This is a genomic window from Alloalcanivorax venustensis (assembly GCF_047495515.1).
Classification (GTDB): Bacteria; Pseudomonadota; Gammaproteobacteria; order Pseudomonadales; family Alcanivoracaceae; genus Alloalcanivorax; species Alloalcanivorax venustensis.
The window spans coordinates 2379583-2400023 of record NZ_CP179934.1 but is presented as its reverse complement, the minus strand read 5'-3'; the positions used below and the strand labels follow the sequence as shown (position 1 = coordinate 2400023).

The following is a 20441-nucleotide window of genomic DNA, read 5'->3' as shown; positions in this document are numbered from 1 at the left end:
TATTCACTGTTAACTGTTAACTGATCCCATCAGTTTTCGGACCTTAAACCAGCTCTCCGCGTATTCCTCGTCCGGATCGGAATCGAACACAATGCCGCCACCGCCGTGGCAGTGGAGGCGGTCGCCGTCGGTTTGCAGGGTGCGGATCAGGATGTTGCTGTCGAAGCGGCCCTGGTCGTCCTGCCAGAACAGGCTGCCGCAGTAGGCGCCGCGCGGGGCGGGTTCCAGTTCCTGGATGATCTGCATGGCGCGTTTCTTGGGGGCGCCGGTGATGCTGCCGCCGGGGAAGGCACTGATCAGGGCGGCCAGCGGGGCGACGCCGTCGCGCAGCCGGCCGCGCACGGTGGAGACCAGGTGCTGCACGTTGCTGAAGCGGCGCAGTTCGAACAGCGGGTCCGCCTGGATCGAGCCGGCGTCGCAGAAGCGGCCCAGGTCGTTGCGCAGCAGGTCCACGATCATCAGGTTTTCGGCGCGGTCCTTGGGGTGGCGGAGCAGGGCGCGGCCCAGGGCCCGGTCTTCCACCTCGGTGGCGCCGCGGGGCCGGGAGCCCTTGATCGGCTCGGTCACCACGTCCCGCCCCTGAATACTCAGAAAGCGCTCCGGCGACACGCCGAACACCGCATCCTCCTCGTCCCGGAAGAAGCAGGCGTGGGGCGCCGGGTGCGCCGCCACCAAACGCTGGAAGCCGCCCAGGGCGTCGCCGTCCCAGCGCGCTTCGAAGCGTTGCGCGTAGTTGACCTGGTAGCAGTCGCCGGCGCGCAGGTAGTGCTGAATGCGCGCCAGCGCCTGAAGGTAGTCGGCGGCGCTTTGCTGGGCTTCGAACTCGCGGCGCAGCTGAAAGGGCGCGCGCTGTTCCGGCATCGGGCCGGGCGGGTGATCGAACAGGTGCACGGTGATGCCCGTGCGCTTCCCGGCCACCGGCAGCCCGTGCAGCAGGGCGCCGGTTTCGTAGGGCACCAGGCCGCAGGCGAACCGGCAGCCTTCGGCGAGGGCCTGCTCGACGCGCGCGGGCAGGGCTTCGATGTCCGCCGCGCTGTCGGCGCGCAGCGTCAGCGCCGGCGGCCCCAGGGCCTGGAGCTCGCCGTTTCGAGTCACCACAACTTGCACAGGTTGCACGCTTTCGACCCTGAATTCTCTGAGCGATGGCGGCGGGGCGGGCGCCCGGCCGCGGGGAGCGCGTAGTGTAGCGCCCGTGGCGGCGGCCCGCGAGCCCGGCGCCATTGTCGACAATAACCATTGAAAGGTCGGGGCGGTGCGGGTAGAGTGCCCGCCACTTGGAAAAATTGTCGACAATGGCCGCCGCCGAACGGTGACCCGGCCTACCGGAATGAGCGCCCCCATGAACGAAGTCCTGGTAGACAGCTCGCGCACCCTGGCGGATCGGGTCTTCAGCCGGCTCCAGGACGATATCGTGCGCGGCGTGATCGCCCCGGGCAGCAAGGTCAGCGAAACCGACCTGGCCGGCCGCTACGGGGTCAGCCGGGGGCCGCTGCGCGAGGCGATCCGCCGCCTGGAATCGCGCAAGCTGCTGGAGCGCGAGGTGCACGTCGGCACCCGCGTGGCGTCTCTCAGCTTCGACGACCTGATCGAAATCTACCATGTGCGCGAGGCCCTGGAAGGGCTGGCCGCCGGCCTCGCCGCCCGGCTGATGACCGCCGAGGAGGTGGCCGGCCTCACCGAGCTGCTCGGCCAGCACGAGCAGCAGCAGGACTTGCGCCACGACACCGCCTATTTTCAACGCGAGGGCGACCTGGATTTTCATTACCGCATCATCCAGGGCAGCCACAATCGCACGCTGATCCGCATGCTGATCGGCGAGCTTTACCACCTGGTGCGCATGTACCGGTATCAATTCAGCACCGTGGCCAACCGGCCGCAAAAAGCCCTGCACGAGCACCGCCGCATTGTCGAAGCCATCGAGGCGCGTGACGCCGAAATGGCCGAGCTGCTAATGCGCCGGCACATCAGCCGGGCACGGGAAAACATCGAACAGCAGGCCCAGCAAAGGAGTCCACAATGACCCAGTCGAACAGTGCCGGCGCCCGTTTCCGGCGCGCCCTGGCCGAGGAACAGCCCCTACAGATCATGGGCACGATTAACGCTTACACGGCGATGATGGCGGAGCAGGTCGGTTACCGCGCCATCTACCTGTCCGGTGGCGGCGTGGCCAACGCCTCTTACGGGCTGCCGGACCTGGGCATGACCACCATGAACGACGTGCTCGAGGACGTGCGCCGCATCAGCGCCGCCACCGACGTGCCGTTGCTGGTGGACATCGACACCGGCTGGGGCGGCGCTTTCAACATCGGCCGCACGGTGAAGGAAATGATCCGCGCCGGCGCCGGCGCCGTGCACCTGGAAGACCAGGTGGCGCAGAAGCGCTGCGGCCACCGCCCCAATAAGGAAATCGTCTCCAAGGCGGAGATGGTGGACCGCATCAAGGCCGCCGCCGACGCCCGCACCGACGAGGACTTCTTTATCATCGCGCGTACCGACGCGTTCCAGAAAGAGGGGCTGGACGCGGCTGTCGATCGCGCCCGCGCCTGCCTGGAAGCGGGCGCCGACGGCATCTTCGCCGAGGCCGTGCACACCCTGGAAGACTACAAGGCGTTCGCCGAAGGGCTGGGCGGCGCGCCGCTGCTGGCCAACATCACCGAATTCGGCGCCACGCCGCTGTTCACCCGCGAGGAGCTCAGCGACGCCGGCGCCAGCATGATCCTGTACCCGCTGTCCGCGTTCCGCGCCATGAACCAGGCGGCGCTGAACGTGTACCGCACGATTCGGGAAGAGGGCACCCAGAAAAACGTGGTGGACACCATGCAGACGCGCATGGAACTGTACGACTTCCTGGGCTACCACGACTACGAACGCAAACTTGACGAACTGTTCGCCCAGCAACGCGGCGAATAAATCAACCCGCTGCCGGCCGGTGACGGCACCTGGTGCCCGGTCACGCCGGGCCGGCAGCGTTTCACTTCTTGAGCAGAGGAAAACGACGATGGCAGAGAAGAAAGTTGGCGGCGCCGGCCTGCGTGGCCAGGTAGCGGGCAAGACCGCGCTCTCCACGGTGGGCAAATCCGGCTCCGGCCTGACCTATCGCGGCTATGACGTGAAGGATCTGGCGGAGAACTGCCAGTTCGAAGAGGTGGCGTACCTGATCCTCAAGGGCGAGCTGCCCGACCAAAGCGAGCTGGACGCCTACAAAACCAAGCTGAAAGGCCTTCGCGGGCTGCCCCAGGCGCTCAAGGAAGTGCTCGAGCGGGTACCCAAGGACGCCCATCCCATGGATGTGATGCGCACCGGCTGCTCCATGCTCGGCAACCTGGAAACCGAAACCAGCTTCGACCAGCAGGACGACCAGGCCGACCGCATGCTGGCCGCGTTCCCCAGCATCATCTGCTACTGGTACCGGTTCAGCCACGACGGCGTGCGCGTGGACACCGAGACCGACGACGATTCCATCGGCGCCCACTTCCTGCACATGCTGCGCGGCGAGAAGCCCAATCAGCTGCATGAAACGGTGATGAACGTATCGCTGATTCTGTACGCGGAGCACGAGTTCAACGCGTCCACCTTCACCGCCCGCGTTTGCGCGTCCACGCTCAGCGATATCCACAGCTGTGTCACCGGCGCCATCGGCAGCCTGCGCGGCCCGCTGCACGGCGGCGCCAACGAAGCGGCGATGGCGATGATCGAGAAGTTCAGCGACGCCGACGACGCCGAGAAAGGCATGCTCGGCATGCTCGAGCGCAAAGAGAAGATCATGGGCTTCGGCCACGCCATTTACACCGAGTCCGATCCGCGCAACGCGATCATCAAGCACTGGGCGGAGAAGCTGGCCGAGGACGTGGGCGACACCACCCTGTACCCGGTGTCGGTACGTTGCGAGGAAGTGATGTGGCGCGAGAAGAAGCTGTTCTGCAACGCCGACTTCTTCCACGCGTCCGCCTATCACTTCATGGGCATTCCCACCAAGCTGTTCACGCCCATCTTCGTGATGAGCCGCCTGACCGGCTGGGCCGCCCATGTGTTCGAGCAGCGCGCGGACAACCGCATTATCCGTCCCAGCGCCGACTACACCGGCCCGGAACTGCGCAAGGTCACGCCCATCGCCGAGCGATAAGGCAGGCCGAAAAAAGAGAGCGCCGCGGGCGTCCGCGACCAGCGGATGCCCGGCGTTCTTCCCCGCACTACCATTTTCTACTCAGGTACTCCCAGGCATGAACACCGAATACCGCAAACGCCTTCCAGGCACGGATCTGGACTACTTCGATACCCGAGCCGCGGTGGACGCGATCCAGCCCGGCGCCTACGACAAGCTGCCGTACACCTCCCGCATTCTCGCCGAGCAGCTGGTGCGCCGCTGCGAGCCCGCGGCGCTGACGGATTCTCTGAAACAGCTGATCGAGCGTAAGCGGGATCTGGATTTCCCCTGGTACCCGGCGCGGGTGGTGTGCCACGACATTCTCGGCCAGACCGCCCTGGTGGATCTGGCCGGCCTGCGTGACACCATCGCCGAGCAGGGCGGGGACCCGTCCAAGATCAACCCGGTGGTGCCCACCCAGCTGATCGTCGACCACTCCCTGGCGGTGGAACACCCGGGCTTCGAGGAGAACGCCTTCGAGAAGAACCGGGCGGTGGAAGACCGCCGCAACGAGGACCGCTTCCACTTTATCAACTGGACCAAGACCGCCTTTGATAACGTGGACGTGATCCCGCCGGGCAACGGCATCATGCACCAGATCAATCTGGAAAAGATGTCGCCGGTGGTGCAGGTGCGCGAAGGGGTCGCCTATCCGGATACCTGTGTCGGCACCGACAGCCACACCCCGATGGTGGACGCGCTGGGCGTGATCTCCGTGGGTGTCGGCGGCCTGGAAGCGGAAAACGTGATGCTGGGCAATCCGTCGATGATGCGCCTGCCCGACATCGTCGGTGTGGAACTGACCGGCAAGCTCAAGCCCGGCATCACCGGCACCGACCTGGTGCTGGCGATCACCGAGTTCCTGCGTAAGGAACGGGTGGTGGGGGCCTATCTGGAGTTCTTCGGCGAAGGCGCGGACAGCCTGTCCGTGGGTGACCGTGCCACCATCGCCAACATGACCCCGGAATACGGCGCCACCGCCGGCATGTTCTTTATCGACGACAACACCCTGGATTACCTGAGACTCACCGGCCGCGAAGACGAGCAGGTGGCCCTGGTGGAAAAATACGCCAAGGAAACCGGCCTGTGGGCGGACGCCCTCAAGGGCGTGGAGTACGAGCGCGTGCTCAAGTTCGACCTGTCCTCGGTGGGCCGTAACCTGGCCGGCCCGTCCAACCCGCACGCGCTGCTGCCGGCGGCGGACCTGGCGGCGCGCGGCGTGGCCGGTGCCTGGGAAGAGAAAGAGGGCGAAATGCCCGACGGCGCGGTGATCATCGCCGCCATCACGTCCTGCACCAACACCAGCAACCCGCGCAACATGATCGCCGCCGGTCTGATCGCCCGTAACGCCAACCGGCTGGGCCTGATCCGCAAGCCGTGGGTGAAGTCGTCCCTGGCGCCGGGCTCCAAGACCGTGAAGATGTACCTGGAGGAAGCGGAACTGCTGCCGGAACTGCAGCAGCTCGGCTTCGACGTGGTGGCGTTCGCCTGCACCACCTGTAACGGCATGAGCGGCGCCCTGGACCCGGAGATTCAGAAAGAAGTGATCGACCGGGACCTGTACGCCACCGCGGTGCTGTCCGGCAACCGCAACTTCGACGGCCGTATCCACCCCTACGCCAAGCAGGCGTTCCTGGCTTCGCCGCCGCTGGTGGTGGCCTACGCCATCGCCGGTACCATCCGTTTCGATATCGAGAAGGACGTGCTTGGCCATGACGCGGACGGCAAGCCGATCATGCTCAAGGACATCTGGCCGGAAGACAGCGAGATCGACGCCATCGTTAAATCCAGCGTCAAGCCGGAGCAGTTCCGCCGCACCTACATTCCCATGTTCGAGAAGAAAGAGGGCGGGGCGAAGGCGGTGAGCCCGCTGTACGACTGGCGCCCGCAGTCCACTTACATCCGCCGCCCGCCGTACTGGGAAGGCACCATGGCGGAGGCCCGCGCGCTGAAGAACATGCGGCCGCTGGCGGTGTTGCCGGACAACATCACCACCGACCACCTGTCGCCGTCCAACGCCATCCTGCTGGACAGCGCCGCCGGTGCTTACCTGGACAAGATGGGGCTGCCGGAGGAGGACTTTAACTCCTACGCCACCCATCGCGGCGATCACCTCACCGCCCAACGGGCCACGCTCGCCAACCCGAAACTGTTCAACGAAATGGTGCGCGACGAGGACGGCAACGTAATCCAGGGCTCGCTGGCCCGGGTCGAGCCGGAAGGCCAGGTGACGCGCATGTGGGAAGCGATCGAAACCTACATGGAACGCAAGCAGCCGCTGATCATCATCGCCGGCGCCGACTACGGTCAGGGCTCGTCCCGCGACTGGGCCGCCAAGGGCGTGGCGCTGGCCGGCGTGGAAGCGATCGTGGCGGAAGGCTTCGAGCGCATCCACCGCACCAACCTGATCGGCATGGGCGTGATGCCGCTGCAGTTCCAGGAAGGCACCACCCGCCACACCCTGGGCATCGACGGCACCGAGGTGTTCGACGTGGAAGGCGAGGCGTCGCCGCGCGCCGAGCTCACCCTGGTGATGCACCGGGCCAACGGCGACGTGGAGCGCATCCCGGTGATCTGCCGTCTGGATACCGCCGAGGAAGTCTCGGTGTATTCCGCCGGCGGCATCCTGCAGCGCTTCGCCAAGGACTTCATGCAGGCCGCCAGCTAACGCAATCGCGAGGATCCGTACCATGGCTCACGCAGCCCAGATCAAAATCCCCGCCACCTACATGCGTGGCGGCACCAGCAAGGGCGTGTTCTTCAGCCTTAACGATCTGCCGGAAGCGGCACGCGTCCCCGGGCCCGCCCGGGACGCGCTGCTGCTGCGGGTGATCGGCAGCCCCGACCCCTACGGCAAGCACACCGACGGCATGGGCGGCGCCACGTCCAGCACCAGCAAGACGGTGATCCTGTCGAAAAGCGACAGCCCCGACCACGACGTGGACTATCTGTTCGGCCAGGTCTCCATCGACAAACCGTTCATCGACTGGAGCGGCAACTGCGGCAACCTGACCGCGGCGGTGGGCGCGTTCGCGATCAGCAACGGCCTGGTGGCCGCCGACCGCATTCCCGATAACGGGGTCGCGGTGGTCCGCATCTGGCAGGCCAATATCGAAAAGACCATTGTCGCCCATGTGCCGATCACCGACGGCCGGGTTCAGGAAACCGGCGACTTCGAGCTGGACGGGGTGACCTTTCCGGCGGCGGAAGTGCTGATTGATTTCATGGACCCGGCGGACGGCGACGGCGCCATGTTCCCCACCGGCAACCCGGTGGACGAGCTGGACGTGCCCGGCATCGGCACGCTCAAGGCGACCATGATCAACGCCGGCATCCCCACCGTGTTCGTCAACGCCGAGGACGTCGGCTATACCGGCGCCGAGCTGCAGGGCGACATCAACGAGGACGCCCGCGCCCTGGCCATGTTCGAAACCCTGCGCGCCCACGGCGCCCTGCGCATGGGGCTGATTCAGTCCCTGGAAGAAGCGGAGCAGCGCCAGCACACGCCCAAGGTGGCGTTCGTGGCGCCGCCGCGCGACTATGTCGCTTCCAGTGGCAAACCAGTGGCCGCCGCCGACGTCGACCTGCTGGTGCGGGCGCTGTCCATGGGCAAGCTGCACCATGCCATGATGGGCACGGCGGCGGTGGCCATCGGCACCGCCGCGGCGATTCCCGGCACGCTGGTGAATCTGGCCGCCGGCGGCGGCGAACGCGACGCGGTGCGTTTCGGACACCCGTCCGGCACCCTGCGCGTGGGCGGCGAAGCCCACCAGAAAGACGGCGAATGGGTGGTCACCAAGGCCAGCATGAGCCGTAGCGCCCGTATTCTGATGGAGGGTTGGGTGCGCGTACCCGGAGACGCTTTTTAGGACGAAAGGAGGCCCTATGAGCAGCAATGTCGACCAGAATCTGCGCCCGGACTACGATCCGGAAATTCAGGCCATCGTGGATTACGTCCTCGACTATCGGATTGACTCCGAGGAGGCCTGGGACACCGCCCGCAACTGCCTGATCGACACCCTGGGCTGCGGTTTGCTGGCACTGCGTTTCCCGGAGTGCAGCAAGCATCTGGGGCCGATCGTGGAGGGCACCCAGGTGCCCCACGGCGCCCGGGTGCCGGGCACGCCGCACCGGCTCGACCCGGTGAAGGCGGCCTGGGACATCGGCTGCATCGTGCGCTGGCTGGATTACAACGACACCTGGCTGGCGGCGGAGTGGGGCCATCCCTCGGACAATCTCGGCGGTATTCTGGCGGTGGCCGACTACCTGTCGCAGAAAAATCTCGCCACCGGCAAGCCGCCGCTGACCATCAAGGACGTGCTCGAAGCCATGATCATGGCCCACGAGATCCAGGGCGTGCTGGCGCTGGAAAACTCCTTTAACCGGGTCGGCCTGGACCACGTGCTGCTGGTCAAGGTGGCGTCCACCGCCGTGGTCGCCCGGATGATGGGGGCCAACCGGGAGCAGCTGCTTTCGGCGGTCTCCCACGCCTGGGTGGACGGCCAGGCGCTGCGCACCTACCGGCACGCCCCCAACGCCGGCTCGCGCAAATCCTGGGCCGCCGGCGACGCCACCAGCCGCGCGGTGCGCCTGGCGGACATCGCCCTGCGCGGTGAGATGGGCATCCCCGGCGCGCTGTCCGCGCCCCAGTGGGGCTTCTACGACGTCCTGTTCTCGAAGACCAACAAGGACCAGAAGCTCAAGCCCGAAGAGGACCGCAAGTTCAAGTTCCAGCGTGACTACGGCAGTTACGTGATGGAAAACATCCTCTTCAAGATCAGCTTCCCGGCGGAGTTTCACAGCCAGACCGCCTGCGAAGCGGCGGTGACCCTGCACCCGCAGGTGAAGGACCGCCTCGATGAAATCGACCGCATCGTGATCACCACCCACGACTCGGCGATCCGCATTATTTCCAAGCAAGGGCCGCTGGCCAACCCGGCGGACCGGGACCACTGCATCCAGTACATGACGGCGGTGCCGCTGATCTTCGGCAGCCTGGTGGCGGAGCACTACGAGGACGAGTTCCACGAGGCGCACCCGCTGATCGACGAGCTGCGCGACAAGATGGAGATCGTCGAGGACGAGCGCTATTCCAAGGACTATCACGACCCGGAAAAGCGCTCCATCGCCAACGCCATCCAGGTGTTCTTCAAGGACGGCTCGAGCACCGATCAGGTCGCGGTGGAGTATCCCATCGGCCACCGCCGGCGCCGGGAAGAGGGCATCCCGGTGCTGGAACAGAAGTTCAAACGCAATCTGGCGACCCGTTTCCCGGCCGCCCGGGTGGCGGAAATCATGGACCTGTGTCTGGATCCGGCGCGACTGAACGACACGCCGGTGAACGAGTTCATGGACCGGTTCGTGATCTGAACCGGCCGCTCGCGGCGCCGGTTATTGCAGCCGGCGCTGCAGCCCGGTGGTGGCGAGAATGCGGGTGCTGATTTCCTCGATGGACAGCTCGGTGGCGTCCAGGTGGGGAATATTGAACTTGTTGTAGAGCGCCTGCAGGGCGCGCACTTCCATATCGCACTGGCGCGGTGAGGCGTAGCGGCTGCCCGCCTTGCGCTCGCTGCGAATGGCGCTGAGCCGGTCGGCGTTGATGGTCAGGCCGAACAACTTGTGTTTGTGCGGGGCCAGCGCATCGGGCAGCCGCAGATCGTCGAAATCGTCCTCGGTGAGCGGGTAGTTGGCGGCGAACAGGCCGAACTGCAGCGCCAGATACAGACACGTCGGCGTCTTGCCGGAGCGCGATACCCCCACCAGAATCAAATCCGCCTGGTCGTAATAGCGGGTGCGCGCGCCGTCGTCGTTGTCCAGGGCGAAGTGCACCGCGTTAATGCGGATGCGATAGGCTTTCTGATCGCGGATGGCGTGGCTCTGGCCCACTTTGTGGTTGGCGGTCACGCCCAATTCGTCCTCCAGGGGTTGCTGGAAGGCGGTGAACAGATCCAGCACCTTGCCTTTGCAGGTGTGCAGGATGGCGCGGTGGTCGTCGTTGACCAGGGTGGAAAAGACGATGGGTTTGGCGCCGTCGGTCTGCGCCGTCCGGTCAATTCGGGCCACCGCTTCCCGGGTCAGGTCATCCGAGGCCACATAGGGAATCGTCACCTGGTCGAATTTGATGCCGCCGAACTGGCTCAGCAGACTGTGACCGAGGGTCTCGGCGGTGATGCCGGTGCCGTCGGAGATAAAAAAGGCGGTTCTGGCCATGGGCTCGATGCTCCTTCCACAAAAGTCGTAACAGATTGCCCAATCCGGGCGGGCAAAGCGCTGATGTTTTGGGTAGAATGGCGCCTCCATTCATTCCGGTAAAGTTAAGAGAGCCTCGAAACACCCCCCGGCGACCTGAAGCGTAAAGCCAGAGCGCGCCAAGAGTGGGTCGGAGGCTCCCCAGGCCAGCAATACTTAAGGAGACGACCTTGGCGGAATACGTAGTCTGGTTTCAGGATCTGGGCAAGGGCGATGTCGAGCGCGTCGGTGGCAAGAACGCCTCCCTTGGCGAGATGATCAGCAACCTGGCGGCGGCCGGCGTGTCCGTCCCGGGCGGTTTTGCGACCACCGCGGAAGCCTTCCGCGACTTCCTCGAGCACAACGATCTGACCACCAAGATCAATGAGGCGCTCGGGGCGCTGGACGTGGAAGACGTGGTGGCTCTGGCGGAAACCGGTGAGAAGATCCGTAAATGGGTGGTGGACGCCCCCTTCCAGCCCGAGCTGGAAGCCGCGATCCGCGACGCCTATGAGAAAATGGGCGGCGGCGACGGCGAACTGCCGGTGGCGGTGCGCTCTTCCGCCACCGCGGAAGACCTGCCGGACGCCTCTTTCGCCGGTCAGCAGGAAACCTTCCTCAACATTCGCGGCCTGGACCATGTGATGGTGGCGGTGAAGGAAGTGTTCGCCTCCCTGTTCAACGACCGCGCCATCAGCTACCGGGTGCACCAGGGCTTCGACCACAAACTGGTGGCCTTGTCCGCCGGCGTGCAGCAGATGGTGCGCTCCGAGACCGGCGCCGCCGGGGTCATGTTCACCCTGGACACCGAATCCGGCTTCCGCGACGTGGTGTTCATCACCGCCTCCTACGGCCTGGGCGAAATGGTGGTGCAGGGCGCCGTGAACCCGGATGAGTTTTATGTCCATAAAAAGACGCTGCTGAACAAGCGCCCCTGCATTCTGCGCCGCAACCTGGGCAGCAAAATGCAGAAAATGGTCTACGGCAGCGAAGCCAGCGCCGGCAAATCGGTGCAGACCGTGGACGTGGACAGCGCCGACCGGCTGCGTTTCTGCCTCACCGATGCCCAGGTGGAAGACCTTTCCCGCCAGGCCATCGAGATCGAAAAGCACTACGGCATGCCCATGGACATCGAATGGGCGCTGGACGGCGACGACGGCAAACTCTACATCGTCCAGGCCCGTCCGGAGACCGTGAAAAGCCGTTCCGACGCCTCCGTGATGGAGCGCTACCTGCTCAAGCAGACCGGCAAGGTGCTGGTGGAAGGCCGCGCCATCGGTCAGCGCATCGGCGCCGGCCCGGTGCGCATCGTTTCCAACATCAAGGAAATGGACCGCGTGCAGCCCGGCGACGTGCTGGTCACCGACATGACCGACCCGGACTGGGAACCAGTGATGAAGCGCGCCTCCGCCATCGTCACCAACCGCGGCGGGCGCACCTGCCACGCGGCGATCATCGCCCGTGAACTGGGCGTGCCGGCCATCGTCGGCTGCGGCGACGCCACCGACCTGCTCAAGGACGGCCAGGAAGTGACCGTGTCCTGCGCCGAGGGCGACACCGGCAACATCTACGAAGGCAAGCTGGACTTCGACATCCAGCGCAACTCCATCGAGTCCATGCCCAAGCTGCCGTTCAAGATCATGATGAACGTGGGCAACCCGGACCGCGCCTTCGATTTCGCCACGCTGCCCAACCAGGGCGTGGGCCTGGCCCGTCTCGAGTTCATCATCAACCGGATGATCGGCGTGCACCCCAAGGCGCTGTTGAACTACGGCAGCCTGCCGCGCGACGTGAAACAGGCCGCCGACAAGCGCATCGCCGGCTACGACGATCCGGTGGACTTCTACGTCGAGAAACTGGTGGAAGGCATCGCCACGCTGGCCGCCGCCTTCCATCCGGAAAAGGTGATCGTGCGCCTGTCCGACTTCAAGTCCAACGAATACGCCAACCTGATCGGCGGCAGCCTCTACGAGCCGGACGAAGAAAACCCGATGCTCGGCTTCCGGGGCGCCAGCCGCTACATCAGCGAAAACTTCCGCGACTGCTTCGAACTGGAGTGCCGCGCGATCAAGAAAGTCCGTGAGCAGATGGGCTTCACCAACGTGGAAGTGATGGTGCCGTTCGTGCGCACCCCGGGCGAGGCCGAGCAGGTGATCGATCTGCTCGCCAAGAACGGGCTCAAGCGCGGCGACGAAGGCCTGCGGGTGATCATGATGTGCGAGCTGCCCACCAACGCGCTGCTCGCCGACGAGTTCCTGCAGTACTTCGACGGCTTTTCCATCGGCTCCAACGACCTGACCCAACTGACCCTGGGCCTGGACCGGGACTCCGGCATCGTCAGCCACCTGTTCGACGAGCGCGATCCGGCGGTGAAGGCGCTGCTGAAGATGGCCATCGACGCCTGCAATGCCCAGGGCAAGTACGTGGGCATTTGCGGCCAGGGGCCGTCCGATCACCCGGATCTGGCGCGCTGGTTGATGGACCAGGGTATCTCCTCCGTGTCCCTGAACCCGGATTCGGTGATGGGCACCTGGTTCTACCTGGCGGAAAACCTGGTCGACTGACCCTCGACCCAGTTTCCACCCCCGAAAAGCCCGGCCTTCGCGCCGGGCTTTTTTATGGTGCATCGCGTTTTGGCCGGGCGGGGTCTCTCCAGCCGGGGGCGCGTGTCTGTGTTATGCCCTTCCGGGAACGCTGTGAATACGTCCCTGTACGCTCCCTGTCGGACGTCCTGTCCTCCAGGGTCCCGGAAGGGCATAACACAGACACGCTCCGGAGTGAGATTCCGGTGTTCCGGGTTATCGCCGGCGCCGGACCTTTCTACGAAGCTGGGGGTGTGGGATTAAGCCTTGTGGGAGCGGGCCCAGCCCGCGAAAGGGAGCGAAGCTCCCGGCAGGATGCCAGAGGCTCTTCTAACGGCAGCACCAACAGCGTCTCTGGAATCCTGCCGGCCGGCAAAGCCGGCCTTTCGCTTGCGAGGCAAGCTCCCACAAACCGAGCTTCGTAGAATGGTCCTGGCGGTTTTCTGGCCCGTGGCGGTAAATTTTCCCAGGAGCGCCGGGATCGGGTGGGCCCGTCCAGGACCGTGTTTGGCCAGGGATGGCCAAAGCGGTCCGCCGCCCGGCCGAGCCTACAGGGATGTACTCGTGGCGTGTCCTGGACGGGCCCACCCGATCCCGGTGCGGGCTTTCTGGAGAGAAAGGTTCTGGAATCCTGCCGGGTGGCTAAAGCCACCCTTTCGCGGGCGGGGCCCGCTCCCACAGTCCGACACCCCGGCCCGGGACGATCCGGTAATCGCATGCTAAGGTTGGCGGCATCGCAGGGGGAGGAGAGCGCGGAATGTTCCATCGCCTTATCCGCACGCTGGATCTGTACGACGGGCTGCGGCTGCCGGTGCAAATCGGCCGCGAGGAGTTACTGCTGATTCATGAGGACGGCGCCACCTGGCTGGTGCAGCGCCGCTGCCCGCACGGGGAGTTTCCCCTGGAAAGGGCTTCGGTGCGCGGCGAGGTGCTGCGCTGTCCCGGGCACGGGCTGGAGTTTTCCCTGAGCAGCGGTCAGTGCCGCGGCGCCCAGGGCTATTGCCTGAAACGCTACCGGATTGATTACGACGGCCCCTGGATCGGGGTCAGTGACCTTTAGCGGCTGGCGACCGCGTCTTCCTTGGCCAGTTGCAGCTGATAGCGCAGCCGCAGCTGTTTGACCTTTTTCACGTAGGCCTGGGTTTCCGGAAACGGCGGGATGCCGCCGTAACGGCGCACGTTGCCTTCGCCGGCGTTGTAGGCCGCCAGCACCTGGTCCAGGGTGCTGAATTTGTTCTGCAGGTAGGCGAGGAAACGGGTGCCGCCGTGGATGTTGGCGCTGGCGTCGAACGGGTCGGCCACTTCCAGGTAGCGGGCGGTGCGCGGCATTAGCTGCATCAGACCCTGGGCGCCGACCCGCGACACGGCGGTGCGGTCGAACAGGGATTCGGCGTGGATCACCGCTTTCACCAGGGCCGGTTCGACGCCGAAATCGTCGGCGGCGCGCGCGATCACGGTGTCGTAGCGGTCACGCCGGGCGGCGCTCAGGGTGGTGGGGGTGTAATTCCAACCCTTGCGCACGGAGAGCAGGGTATAGCTGGCGTCCACCTTGGCGCGGGGCTTGTCCGTGAACAGGATTTCGCCGCCGTCGCCACGGTAGGTGTAGATGTTTTCCGCGATGGCCGGCATCGACACCCCCAGTGCCAAAACCAGGCCGCAGACCCCCGGTAATTTCATTGTTTTGTCTCTTACTGATTTTACATCCCGATTCCAGTTGAAAGTGATACCACAGTATTAGCGGTCGGGCTAGGTGCCCTGTGCGGATTATTAGTCCGGGTTCTCACCTTTTCGCATCAGACGGTGATTTTCAGCGGCCAACCCGGATGGCGGGGCCGGGTTATAGTGATAGCATGGATTCGGGCGATTAGAGGAGGTCCTATGCTCTCCGAGCAGTTGCATGCCTGGGTCAATCTACTGACCACCTGGCTGGCCTTGGGCCTGCTGTTGATGGTGTTTCTGGTGACGGTGGCGGCCATGATCCTGTGGGTGCAGGACCGCTATTTCCAGAAGGCCCACGCGATTCGACGGAATTACCCTCTGATCGGTCGTTTTCGCTACTTTTTCGAGCATATCGGCGAGTTTTTCCGTCAGTATTTCTTTGCCATGGATCGGGAAGAACTGCCGTTCAACCGCGCCCAGCGTAGCTGGGTCTACCGCGCCGCCAAGGATCTGAGCAATACGGTGGCATTCGGCACCACCAAGCAGAACGCCGCCGGGCGCATCGTCTTTCTGAATACGCCTTATCCGACCCTGGAAAAGGACGCCGCCGAAACCCTGCCGTTGATGATCGGCCCCCACGCCGACCAGCCGTTCGTGGCACGCAGCTTCCACAATATTTCGGCGATGAGCTTCGGCGCGCTGTCCACGCCGGCGGTGCGGGCCCTGTCCCGGGGCGCCGGCCAGGCGGGCTGCTGGCTGAACACCGGCGAAGGCGGCCTCACCGAAATGCACCTGGAAGGGCATTGTGATCTGGTGTTCCAGATCGGCACCGCCTATTACGGCGTGCGCGACCAGGAGGGCAACCTGAGCGATGAAAAGCTGCGGGAGGTGGCCCGCCTGCAATCGGTGAAGATGTTCGAGATCAAGCTCAGCCAGGGCGCCAAGCCGGGCAAGGGCGGCATTCTGCCGGCGGAGAAAGTCACCCCGGACATTGCTCGCATTCGTGGCATTCCGGTGGGGCAGGCGTCGGTGAGCCCCAACGGCCAGCCCGGCATCCGCAGCGCCGGGGATTTGCTGGACATGATTGAGCGGGTGCGCCGGGTGACCGGTAAGCCCACCGGCATCAAGACGGTGATCGGTTCCTGGCAGTGGCTGGAAGAGCTGTTCATGGAAATCCATGAACGGGGCCTGGAGAGCGCGCCGGACTTCATCACCGTGGACAGCGGCGACGGCGGCACCGGCGCCGCGCCCATGTCGCTGATGGACGACGTGGGGCTGAACCTGGCCGAGTCGCTACCGCTGGTGGTGGACCTGCGCGACGGCTTCGCGCTGCAGGACCGGATTCGCATCATCGCCTCGGGCAAACTGATCACGCCGTCCATGGTCGCCTGGGCCATCGCCATAGGCGCGGATTTCTGTGTCTCCGCGCGCGGCTATATGTTCGCGCTGGGCTGCATCCAGGCGATGCAGTGCAACCGCAATACCTGTCCCACCGGGGTCACCACCCACAACCCGCGCCTGCAGCGCGGTCTGGTGCCCAGCGAGAAGGGCGCGCGGGTGGCGCATTTCCACGCCAATCTGGTCAAGGAAGTGGAGACCATTGCCCACGCCTGCGGGGTGGGGGAGCCGCGCCAGCTGCGCCGCCACCACGCCCGCATGGTCAACGCCAACGGCGACTCCATGCCCCTGGAAGAGCTGTGGCCGCCGATCGAGCCGGGGCTCTATCTGCGCCAGGGGCGGCCCAGCCTGCACGCGCCGTTCGCCCGTTTCCGGGTCGGCGCCTGAGGGCGTGGGCGCGGCGGCATAAGGGCACGCTATCAGGGTGATTAACCGCCTGGCCTTGTTCTTCACCGGGTGGCCGCCACAATAGCGGCCATCCCGCAGCGGTCTACGATTAAGGAGAGTGTTTTGTCTGACGAATTCGATCTGGTGGTCATCGGTGCCGGTTCCGGCGGTGTCCGCGCCGCGCGCATGGCGTCCGGCCACGGCGCCCGGGTGGCGATTATCGAGGAACGGTTCTTCGGCGGCACCTGCGTCAACGTGGGCTGCGTGCCGAAGAAGCTGTTCGCCTACGGCGCCGGCTTCCCGGAAGAGTTCGAGCTGGCCGCCAGCTACGGGTACCAGTTGGACGGCTGGCGGTTCGACTGGAACACCCTGCGCGACAACAAGACCCGTGAGATCGAACGGCTCAACGGCATCTACAACCGCATCCTGGATAACGCCGGCGTCACCGTGTTCGAAGGCCACGGCCGCATTGAGGGCCCCGGCCGGGTGTCCGTGGACGGCGACCGTGTTCTGGAATGTAAGCACATTCTGATCGCCACCGGCGGCAAGCCCCATGTGCCGGAACTGCCCGGCGACCATCTGGTGCGCATCTCCGACGATCTGTTCTATCTGGATAAATTGCCGGAGCGCGTCGCCGTGGTCGGCGGCGGTTACATCGCCTGCGAATTCGCCTCCATCCTCAACGGCCTGGGCGTGGAAGTGCATCAGCTTTACCGCCGCGATCTGATCCTGCGCGGCTTCGACGGTGAAATCCGCGAGTTCGTCGCCGAGCGCATGGCCGCCGCCGGTATTCATATCCATGTGAACACCGACGTCAGCGCCATTGAAGGCGACGCCGACGGCGAGAAAACCCTGCGTCTGTTGAACGGCGACAGCCTGGTGGTGGATGAGGTGTTCTACGCCACCGGCCGGGTGCCCAAGCTGGACGGCCTGTTCGCCGAGGGCGTGTCGGTGCAGACCCGCGACAACGGCGCGGTAATCGTGGACGACGCCTTCCAGACCAGCGAGCCGGGCATCCACGCCCTGGGCGACGTCACCGACCGGCTGCAGCTCACCCCGGTGGCCCTGGCCGAAGGCATGTGGCTGGCGGCCCATCTGTTCGGCGAGCACAAACCGAAGGCGCCGTTGGACTACCGCGATGTGCCCACCGCCGTGTTCTGCCACCCGAACATCGGCACCGTGGGGCTCAGCCAGGAAGAAGCGCTGGCCGAGTACGGCACCATCCGGGTCTATAAAAGCCAGTTCCGGCCGATGCGCTACACGCTCAGTGACATCCAGGAGAAATCCATGATGAAGCTGATCGTCGACGACGCCAGCGACCGGGTGGTGGGCCTGCACATGGCCGGCGAAGAGTCCGCCGAGATCACCCAGGGCTTCGCCGTGGCGGTGCGCATGGGCGCCACCAAGGCGGACTTCGACGCCACCGTGGGCATTCACCCCACCTCGGCGGAAGAGCTGGTGACGCTGCGCGACGGTGAGACCGTCAGCGGCTGATCGCGGCCGCGGGTAAGCCCTCCTCTGGAGCGGTCACAGCCGTTCCAGTGTCACCGGCAGGCCGTCCTTGGGCACCGGCAGGCTGGTGGTGTCCACCGGCATCACATAGTCCGCCGGCACCCGCCAGCGGTACTTCAACAGCACCTGGTGGAGGATCGCCTTCACCTGCATGTCGGCGAAATGCAGGCCAATGCATTTGTGCGCGCCGCCGCCGAAGGGCACCCAGGCATAGGGGTGCACCTTGTCCTCGCGGCGGTGTTCGGCGAACCGCTCCGGATCGAAGCGCTCCGCGTCCGGCCAGTACTCTTCCATATAGTGGGTGAAGTAGGGCGCCATGGTGATAAAGCTGCCCTTGGGTATATGGAAGCCGTCGTATTCCACGTCACGCACGGTGCGGCGGGGCAGCGACGGCACCGGCGCGCACAGGCGCAGCGCCTCCTTCATGGCCAGGCCGATGCCCGGCAGCTTCTCCAGGTCCTCGTATTCCAGTTGGGTTTTGCCCAGCGCGCGGCTTTCCTCGCGCAGGCGCTCCTGCCATTCCGGCGCGCTGGCCAGGTGGTAGAACAGATTGGACAGGGTGATGGTGGTGGTGTCGTGGGCCGCCATCATCAGGAAGATCATGTGGTTGACCACATCGTCGTCGGAGAAGCGGTCGCCGTCCTCGGTGGTGGCGTGACAAAGCGCGCTGAACAGGTCGTTGTCCTCCTGGGCCCGTTTCGTCGGGATCTCATCGCGGAACAGTTGCTCCAGCACCCGCCGGCCGCGCAGCCCCTTGGACCAGCGCAGCCCCGGCACCGGGAAGCGCAGCAGCGCGGTGCCGGCGCGCACCGTGTCCACGAACGCCCGGTTGACCTGTTCGGAGCGCGGGCCCAGTTCCTGGCCCATGAACACATCGGTGGCCAGGTCCAGGGTCAGCCGCTTGACCCGGGGCAGCACCTTGATGCCGCCCTCCGGCCAGGTGTCCAGGCCGGCGGTGATGCGCGGCCCCATGCGCTCCAGATAGCCGCGCAGCGCGTTTTTGGTGAACGCCTGCTGCATGATGCGCCGGTGCCAGCGGTGCTCCTCGAAATCCAGCAGCATGATGCCGCGATGGAAAAACGGGCCGATGAAAAAGTCCCAGCCGCCGTGGTTGGAGAACAGGTCGCCCTTGTTCATCAGCACGAACTGGTTGGCGTCCGGGCCCAGCATCTGCACCACCCGCAGGCCGAACAGCCGGGTCCAGGACACCGGACCGTACTGGTCGTAACGCTGTCGCATCAGGCCCACTGGATCACGCATACTGGTCAGAGTGTGCCCGACCAGCGGCCAGCCCGGATCTCCGGGGACCGACTTGAGGGGGCTGCCGGTGGGAACAGGCGCAAAGGGGGTAACGGCGCTCATGGATCACTCCGTGGTAAACATGGTGTATATCTATACTGAGCGCAAAACGGGAAGCGGGACAAGGGGGGGTAAATGTCTTTCTGCCGCGCATTTACCCCGCACTGGCCAGGGAACGATCAATTCGTCGGAGGCGGCATGGTGTCGGCGCCGCCGCCACTCTTCAACGGCTTGTTAACGGGGTTATCCACAGTTTTTGTGGACGAAGGATGACAGCCGCCCACGTCGCTGCGGCCTGGGAGCCGTTCCGGCCCCTGTGTATCATTGCGCCATTCAGGTAAGGAGAACCGTGCATGCGAACCGTGGTGTTTAATCAGAAAGGCGGTGTGGGTAAATCCAGTATCACCGTGAATCTGGCGGCGATCAGCGCCGCCCGGGGCAACAAGACGCTGGTGGTGGACCTGGATCCACAATGCAACGCCAGCCAGTACCTGCTGGGCATGGGCGCGTATCAGCAGGAGCAGGGGCCGACGCCCAACATCGGCACCTTCTTCGCGCAGACGCTGTCGTTCAAGCTCAAGGAAAAAGCGCCCCGCGATTACGTGCATCTCACCAAGTTCGAAAACCTGTACGTGCTGCCCTCCGACGGTGAACTGGGCGAGGTGGAGCACCTGCTCGAATCCAAGCACAAGATCTACAAGCTGCGCGGCCTGCTGAAAAGCCTGGGCCGGGAATTCGACGCCATCTATGTGGACACGCCGCCGGCGTTCAATTTCTACACCCTGTCCGCGCTGATCGCCGCCGACGGGGTGCTGATCCCCTTCGACTGCGATGCGTTTTCCCGCAAGGCGCTCTATTCCCTGCTGGAGAACGTTCAGGAGACCCGCGAGGATCACAACGAAGACCTGCGCGTGCAGGGCATCGTGGTGAATCAGTATCAGCCGCGCGCGCGCCTGCCCAAGGAACTGGTGGCGTCGCTGGTGGAGGAGGGCCTGCCGATCCTCGACAGCAAGTTGTCCGCCAGCGTCGCCATGCGCGAATCCCACGAGTGCGCCACGCCGCTGATCAACTGGAGCCCCAAGCACAAGCTGACGCAGGAATACCAGGCGCTCTATACGGAACTCAGCAGGCCCGGCCGCTGACCCCGCGCAATATTGCGCATTGGTAAAAGGCGGCGCTATGTACTATCTTTGCCGCGTTTGTCCTCGGGCTGGGCAACAAAAAGAAATGCA

Annotated in this window: 15 protein-coding genes; 11 read left to right on the top strand and 4 right to left on the bottom strand. The window is 65.0% G+C overall.

All coding sequences use genetic code 11. The annotated features are described in order from the left end of the window. Positions 1 to 9: 9 nt before the first annotated feature. Positions 10 to 1116 (bottom strand): anthranilate synthase component I family protein, encoded by a 1107-nt coding sequence (locus ACMG4O_RS11230; protein ID WP_414433807.1) that lies wholly within the window; start codon positions 1114 to 1116, stop codon positions 10 to 12. Between the two features lie 223 nt (positions 1117 to 1339). On the opposite strand from ACMG4O_RS11230, the gene ACMG4O_RS11225 reads away from it, so the two are divergent. From ACMG4O_RS11225 to prpD, 6 genes are all read left to right on the top strand, one after another. Next, a complete protein-coding gene (locus ACMG4O_RS11225; RefSeq protein WP_142950136.1) occupies positions 1340 to 2020 on the top strand; it encodes a GntR family transcriptional regulator in 681 nt (226 codons plus the stop codon). Further along, a complete protein-coding gene (gene prpB / locus ACMG4O_RS11220) occupies positions 2017 to 2910 on the top strand; it encodes a methylisocitrate lyase (protein ID WP_214011620.1) in 894 nt (297 codons plus the stop codon). Before ACMG4O_RS11225 ends, prpB begins: the two co-directional genes overlap by 4 nt. Before the next feature lie 88 nt (positions 2911 to 2998). Beyond that, on the top strand, positions 2999 to 4123 hold the full coding sequence (gene prpC / locus ACMG4O_RS11215) for a bifunctional 2-methylcitrate synthase/citrate synthase (RefSeq protein WP_348322138.1): 1125 nt from the start codon (positions 2999 to 3001) through the stop codon (positions 4121 to 4123). A gap of 97 nt (positions 4124 to 4220) precedes the next feature. Further along, positions 4221 to 6812: a Fe/S-dependent 2-methylisocitrate dehydratase AcnD gene (gene acnD, locus ACMG4O_RS11210; protein WP_214011618.1), complete on the top strand. Its 2592-nt coding sequence runs from the start codon at positions 4221 to 4223 to the stop codon at positions 6810 to 6812. Between the two features lie 22 nt (positions 6813 to 6834). Then, on the top strand, positions 6835 to 8013 hold the full coding sequence (prpF, locus tag ACMG4O_RS11205; RefSeq protein ID WP_414433806.1) for a 2-methylaconitate cis-trans isomerase PrpF: 1179 nt from the start codon (positions 6835 to 6837) through the stop codon (positions 8011 to 8013). Between the two features lie 16 nt (positions 8014 to 8029). Continuing rightward, positions 8030 to 9514: a 2-methylcitrate dehydratase gene (gene prpD / locus ACMG4O_RS11200; RefSeq protein WP_414433805.1), complete on the top strand. Its 1485-nt coding sequence runs from the start codon at positions 8030 to 8032 to the stop codon at positions 9512 to 9514. 21 nt (positions 9515 to 9535) lie between these two features. On the opposite strand, the gene ACMG4O_RS11195 is transcribed toward prpD, so the two are convergent. Continuing rightward, positions 9536 to 10354: a pyruvate, water dikinase regulatory protein gene (locus ACMG4O_RS11195; RefSeq protein ID WP_414433804.1), complete on the bottom strand. Its 819-nt coding sequence runs from the start codon at positions 10352 to 10354 to the stop codon at positions 9536 to 9538. A 209-nt stretch (positions 10355 to 10563) separates the two neighbouring features. On the opposite strand from ACMG4O_RS11195, the gene ppsA reads away from it, so the two are divergent. Beyond that, entirely contained in the window at positions 10564 to 12936 is a 2373-nt protein-coding gene (gene ppsA, locus ACMG4O_RS11190) for a phosphoenolpyruvate synthase (protein ID WP_142950129.1), read from the top strand. Positions 12937 to 13711: 775 nt separating this feature from the next. Next, positions 13712 to 14014 carry a Rieske (2Fe-2S) protein gene (locus ACMG4O_RS11185; protein WP_194855942.1) on the top strand — a complete coding sequence of 101 codons (303 nt, stop codon included), beginning with the start codon at positions 13712 to 13714 and terminating at the stop codon, positions 14012 to 14014. Here the strand turns inward: ACMG4O_RS11185 and ACMG4O_RS11180 are convergent. Then, positions 14011 to 14631, bottom strand: coding sequence for a lytic transglycosylase domain-containing protein (locus ACMG4O_RS11180; protein ID WP_142949756.1), 621 nt, complete (start codon positions 14629 to 14631; stop codon positions 14011 to 14013). The genes ACMG4O_RS11185 and ACMG4O_RS11180 overlap by 4 nt on opposite strands. 201 nt (positions 14632 to 14832) lie before the next feature. Here ACMG4O_RS11180 and ACMG4O_RS11175 point away from each other — a divergent pair, with 201 nt between their 5' ends. Continuing rightward, entirely contained in the window at positions 14833 to 16398 is a 1566-nt protein-coding gene (locus ACMG4O_RS11175; protein ID WP_414433803.1) for an FMN-binding glutamate synthase family protein, read from the top strand. A gap of 123 nt (positions 16399 to 16521) precedes the next feature. Then, positions 16522 to 17892, top strand: a complete 1371-nt coding sequence (gorA, locus tag ACMG4O_RS11170; protein ID WP_142949754.1) for a glutathione-disulfide reductase — start codon at positions 16522 to 16524, stop codon at positions 17890 to 17892. Positions 17893 to 17925: 33 nt separating this feature from the next. Here the strand turns inward: gorA and ACMG4O_RS11165 are convergent, their stop codons facing one another. Further along, the gene (locus ACMG4O_RS11165) at positions 17926 to 19272 is read right to left on the bottom strand and encodes a cytochrome P450 (RefSeq protein WP_194855940.1); all 1347 of its coding nucleotides are present in this window, start codon (positions 19270 to 19272) and stop codon (positions 17926 to 17928) included. A gap of 290 nt (positions 19273 to 19562) precedes the next feature. On the opposite strand from ACMG4O_RS11165, the gene ACMG4O_RS11160 reads away from it, so the two are divergent. Further along, complete coding sequence (locus ACMG4O_RS11160; RefSeq protein ID WP_142949752.1) at positions 19563 to 20351, top strand: ParA family protein; 789 nt, start codon at positions 19563 to 19565, stop codon at positions 20349 to 20351. The last annotated feature ends 90 nt before the right edge of the window (positions 20352 to 20441 follow it).